The sequence below is a fragment of the Paracoccus sp. PAR01 genome, from assembly GCF_014851995.1.
Taxonomy (GTDB): domain Bacteria; phylum Pseudomonadota; class Alphaproteobacteria; order Rhodobacterales; family Rhodobacteraceae; genus Paracoccus; species Paracoccus litorisediminis.
Genome location: NZ_JACVAW010000079.1, coordinates 1 through 1,100, shown reverse-complemented (window position 1 = coordinate 1,100; position 1,100 = coordinate 1). Strand labels below are relative to the sequence as shown.

The window sequence follows — 1,100 nt, the reverse complement described above, 5'->3', positions numbered from 1 at the left end:
GTAAGCGTTCGCAGGTCATCACGGTCGTCTTAGCTTGACGGCTTGAAGCTCCATGGCAGCAGGTCGTCGAGGCGGCTTTGCGGATGACCGTTGGCGATGGCGGTGAGCGTGGCCTTAAGGTAGGCGAAGGGTTCGACGCCGTTGATCTTGCAGGTCTCGATCAGCGAGGCGATGCGGCCCCAGGCGATGCCGCCTTCGTCGTGGCCGGCGAAGAGCGCATTCTTGCGATTGAGGGCGATGGGGCGGATCAGGTTCTCGACCCGGTTGCTGTCGATCTCGACGCGGCCGTCGGTCAGGAAGGTTTGCAGCCCGTGCCAGTGGTTGTGGATGTAGGCGAGCTTTTCGCCCAAGCGAGATTTGGCAGAGATCTTGCGGCGCTGCGCCTGCAGCCATTCGCCGAAGGCGGCCACCAGAGGCGCGGTGCGGGCTTGGCGGGCTGAGAGGCGCTGACTTGGCGAGACGCCGCGGATGTCGGCCTCGACGGCATAGAACTCGGCGATGCGGCGCAGGCCTTCGGCCGCGATCTCCGACCCGTCGCGGTCGAAGACCTCTTTCAATTTGCGCCGTGCATGCGCCCAACAATGCGCCACGCGAATGGGCGTGCCGCCCTTGCGCGAGGGTTTGGTCAGCCGATTGTAGCCGGTATAGCCGTCGACCTGCAGGATGCCGTCGAAGCCGGTCAGGAAGGTTTCGGCATTCTCGCCGGCACGACCAGGGGCGTAGAAATAGACCACGCCGGGCGGGTCCTCGCCACCCCAGGGCCGGTCGTCGCGGGCCAGCGCCCAGAGATATCCGGTCTTTGTTGCCCCGCGCCCCGGATCCAGCACCGGGGCGGTGGTTTCATCCATGAACAGCTTGGGCGACCGCTTCAGATGTTCGGCCAGCCGGTCGACGACGGGCTTCAGATGGAACGCCGCCTTGCCGACCCAATCGGCCAGCACGGCGCGGTGCAGATCAAGACCCGCCCGTGCCAGGATCTGGCTCTGGCGATACAATGGCAGGTGATCGGCATATTTGCTGACCAGCACATGGGCGAGGGTCGCCTCGGTCGGCAGGCCGCCGATGATCAGGTGGCTCGGCGCCGGTGCCTGGGTCACCCC

1 protein-coding gene is annotated in these 1,100 nt (G+C 65.8%); it reads right to left on the bottom strand.

Annotation, left to right across the window (positions count from 1 at the left end):
* Positions 1–29: 29 nt before the first annotated feature.
* Positions 30–1,100: IS66 family transposase (locus tag IB235_RS24720; RefSeq protein WP_192339061.1), on the bottom strand; the 1,071-nt coding region annotated here is incomplete at its 5' end.